General features: G+C 61.2%; 2 protein-coding genes and 1 pseudogene. 2 read left to right on the top strand and 1 reads right to left on the bottom strand.

The genetic code is table 11. From position 1 onward, the window contains the following. The first annotated feature begins 979 nt into the window (after positions 1-979). On the top strand, positions 980-1684 hold the full coding sequence (locus EBE87_RS27805; RefSeq protein ID WP_120641063.1) for a helix-turn-helix domain-containing protein: 705 nt from the start codon (positions 980-982) through the stop codon (positions 1682-1684). Between the two features lie 145 nt (positions 1685-1829). Next, positions 1830-2702 carry a universal stress protein gene (locus EBE87_RS27800; RefSeq protein ID WP_120641062.1) on the top strand — a complete coding sequence of 291 codons (873 nt, stop codon included), beginning with the start codon at positions 1830-1832 and terminating at the stop codon, positions 2700-2702. A 279-nt stretch (positions 2703-2981) separates the two neighbouring features. Here EBE87_RS27800 and EBE87_RS27795 read toward each other — a convergent pair. Then, positions 2982-3759, bottom strand: a pseudogene (locus EBE87_RS27795) (IS5 family transposase). Between the last annotated feature and the right edge of the window lie 140 nt (positions 3760-3899).

The raw sequence follows: 3899 nt of genomic DNA, 5'->3' as shown, positions 1-3899 counted from the left end.
ATTTGGGATCTGCCGCGGCCTTGCCCTCGAACACCACGGCCTCCGCAACGTCGATCACGCGGACGCTGATCTCCTTGAGCGAGGCATCCAGCGCGACATACTGCTCCATGGCGGCTCTCTCGATGCCATTATTGCGAGACGCAATCCTAATGCCTTCGAGCAGGGAAGCAGCCAAAGACGCGTCCAAGGTATAGCATGTAACCAGCGCCTTAGCTTCGCTTTGGAACCTTGCTGCGGCATGCAACCTAGTTGTGATTTCACAATATGGTGGCTGAACTCGGTATCATTGGGCTTCAGTGTCGTGCTGTGCTCCTGATGGCAAGAGACACTGACAGCAGGGGGCATCCTTTGGCACCGAGGGGCCAGTATATCATGGCAGGGAATGGTAACCGGATGCTCCGCCCGCCCCACCAGCGCCGAGAGGATGAGATGTGGAACTGGCCGGTGCATTGCAGCATCACCAGCTGCAGCCCGACGCTGTCCGAGAGCAGATGCTCTGTCATCAGCATGCAGCACCATCCGACACTCTCCTCGCCAGAACTGTTGACCATTCACAGCAGTCGGTATTGGCGGAAGGATAGGTTAGGAATCCGTCTGCTTCTCGGATCGCGCCAAGGCGCGCCGAACCTCAGGGTCGGTGCAGAGCACAAGGATGTGGCCGGTTTCCTAGCCTAAGCATCACGCGCTCCTTGGTACCCGGGTGACGCTGCTTACTGGATCGTTCCTGGCTCATGTGCATGGTGTCTCGTGACGATTAGGCCGATCGGCTGCCGCTCAGCGCCCAGCCTACCGTATCATAAGTTGCTGGTGACAATCATCCGTTGACGCGAATCAGGACCATTCAGAAACGTGAATACGGGTGATGCACTATTAGTCTTTCGGGTTATGCCTACTTGTACGAAGCGTGGTTTTCCGGAGTAGCGGCGAGACGATGATGTGCTGACACTCCCATCGCTCAGCCCCAGAAGGGAGTAGATCCATGCAAAGCTCTACGCTGGACGGCCGTCTGCTTCCTGGCCTTACCTCATCCTTTCCCTTCATGGTTGCTCCAGAGTGGAGCGGCTTGGCCATTCCTGGCCAGCCGAGCCGCTTCCTTTGCAGTGCCGAGATCTACGCTGAGGGCTCCAAGATACGGCAGTTCCATAAGGTGGTGTCAGGTACCGTGCGTGTGTGCCGCGTGCTCCCAGGCGGGCGACGCTTCATTGCGCAGTTTGCGCTACCGGGTGAGCTTCTCGGCCTTGATGGCGTTGAGGAACACCGCTTCTCTGCCGAAGCAGTAACGGAGGTCGTTCTGGTCACATTCGCGCGCAAAGACCTCGACACTTATATGGATCAGGAACCGCTGGCGGCACAATCTTGGCGGATTTTCACACTGGAAAGGCTGGCAGCAGCACCAGACCGTTTCATTCTGCTGGGTTGCCGGAGCCCAACCGAGCACGTGGCTCACTTCCTGCTCGACTTGGTAACCCGCAGCCGCCCTGTCTGCCATTTACTGGAGCTAAACATGTCGCGCTACGACATTTCCGATTATCTTGGGCTCACGGCAGAAACGGTCAGTCGCGTCCTCACGGTGCTGCGGAAGGCCGGCATGATCGCCATTGAGGACAACCATACTCTGCATCTCCTCGACTGCGGCAGGCTGACGGAGGTTGCCAGCGTTAGTAGCATCCCAGCCGGGCGCTAGTGTACGGCAGATCCATTTCTGCTGTTTCACTTCGCTTCCACACCAACAGTCAAGCGTGACTTGCCTTCCGTGGCAGCCCGTATTTCCGCCGGATGGCTACTTCTCCGGCAGGTCCTAACCTCGTTGCAATACAGGTGGCCTGGGCATGCCGGTCGCCGTGATCCGGAGGAAAGCGATGTCTCTGAAAGACATTCTGGTGTACTTGCCGAGTGCTGAGACAGCTCCCGGCATCCTGAATGCGGCCATCTCGCTGGCGCAGCGTCACGAAGCCCACTTGGCTGCTCTGCACGTCTACGATCTAGAATGGCCAATGATGGCTGCTGTGGATGGTTACGTCGGTCCAGCCACATGGCAGCTGGTCATCGACGAAGCCGAGCAGGCTGCCAGGGCGAAAGCGGCGCAGATCCGCAAAAATTTTGAGGAGGTAACCCAGCACGAGAACATCCAGGCGGAATGGCGCCTGGTGGAGGGGATAGTGGGCTCAGTTTTGGTGCAGCACGCCCGCTATGCCGATGTCACAATCCTAGGTCGCTCCGGCCAAAACGGTACCGAGGCTGATTTAGCCGAAGAGGTCCTGTTCGACTCGGGCCGGCCAGTGCTGCTGCTGCCGCTGAGCCCTCCATGCGATTTCGCGGCCCGCCGCGTGCTGGTAGGTTGGGACGGGCGGCGGGAAGCTGCGCGCGCAGTCGGCGACGCCTTGCCGCTGATCCGCGCGGCGGAAGCGGTGCAGATCCTTTCGGTATTCACCCAGGCGGTCGAGCAGGAAAGCTGCCAGGTACAGACCGAAGATATTGCGCGTCACTTGGCCCGGCATGGAGCGACTGTATCCGCCTCCACGACCATGACCGGCGGCGATCTGAAGGTTGAGGACGTGCTGCTCAACGCAGCGGCGGATCTTGGAACGGAACTGTTGGTGGTCGGCGGCTACGGCCACGGCCGAATGCGGGAGATGGTGTTAGGCGGCGTGACACGTAGCCTGCTGCAAGGGTCGACTATTCCTGTGCTGCTGTCGCACTGATCGTGGCCAATTCATGACTTGGCGACAGTCAGGGTGGTGCGGAAGCGCAGCAGAGCCACCGCTAGCGCCACCAAACCGGCAGCGGCTGTCGTGACGGAAGCCGCCAGACTGTAGCCCAGCCGGGGCCACGATGCAGGATGTCTTGGGCCCAAGAGTATAAAAGCGCAGATTGGAAGAGCATCATCACCGCATTCGGCGCGCGCGGCATGCTCTCGAACGGCGTATTACGGCCGGAGAGTAAGGTTGAGGTGCACGATCAGGATGAAGATCAGACTAGGTTCAGACCTCATCGATCCAAGAGATGGCGGTGGCTGCGAGGCAGATGGCGAACATGAACGTGTGGGCGCATCGGCCATAGCGCATGGCGATGCGGCGGTCCGAGGCAGTGCCTCGAACCCTTGAGCCTGCCGAGCATGTTCTCGATGCGGTGCCGCTGGCGGTAAAGCTTCTTGTCATGCGGGATGCGCCGCTTGCGGCCACGGCGTGACCGCATGCAGGGTTCGATGCCGCGGGCGGCCAGGGCTTGGCGGAAGCGGTCGCTGTTATGGCCTTTGTCGCCGATCAGGATGCGGGCGTACGGCAGGGCGTTGCGCATCAGGGCTGCCCCTTGTGGTCGCTCATCTGGCCTTCGGTGAGCAGCAGGACCACGGGAGGCCCTTTTCGTCGCAGGCCGCGTGAAGCTTGGAATTCAGGCCGCCCCTGGTGCGCCCGCCACGGCGGGGATCAGCCCCTTCTCGAGCAGGCTGGCCGCCGTGCGGTGGGCCTTGCGCTGCGTGGCGTCGATCATCAGCCGCTCCGGCTGCCCCTTGCGCCCGGCCAGCCCCACGAAGATGCGGTTGAAGATGCCCATGCGGCGCCAGCGGATGAAGCGGTTGCAGAGGGTCTTGTGCCGCCCGCACTCGGCAGGCGCCTCGCGCCAGCGAAGGCCATTGCGGATAACATGGATGATGCCGCTGAAGACGCGTCGGTCGTCCACCCGCGGCCCGCCATGCGAGAGCGGGAACGAGCGCGGGATCTGCTCGATCTGCGCCTTCGTCAGCCAGAACAGGTCGGCCATGGCAGCACCTCCGGCCACCATGGCATCACAGCGCAAGAGGATCGTTAATAGGTCCTGAGCCTAGGCTCAGGACTCCTTGATCCAGAAGAGGACGGTGGCGGCGAGGCAGATGGCGGACATGAAGGTGTGGGCGCAGCGGT

Source organism: Teichococcus wenyumeiae, from assembly GCF_003696345.1.
In the GTDB taxonomy this organism is placed as follows: Bacteria; Pseudomonadota; Alphaproteobacteria; order Acetobacterales; family Acetobacteraceae; genus Pseudoroseomonas; species Pseudoroseomonas wenyumeiae.
Note: the sequence above shows the minus strand (reverse complement) of the source record. Positions and strands in the feature narration are given on the sequence as shown.

Bases quoted from the DNA above. Each gene is read 5' to 3' on its own strand.
- EBE87_RS27805 (WP_120641063.1), top strand. From the start codon at position 980: ATGCAAAGCTCTACGCTGGACGGCCGTCTGCTTCCTGGCCTTACCTCA.
- EBE87_RS27800 (WP_120641062.1), top strand. From the start codon at position 1,830: ATGCCGGTCGCCGTGATCCGGAGGAAAGCGATGTCTCTGAAAGACATT.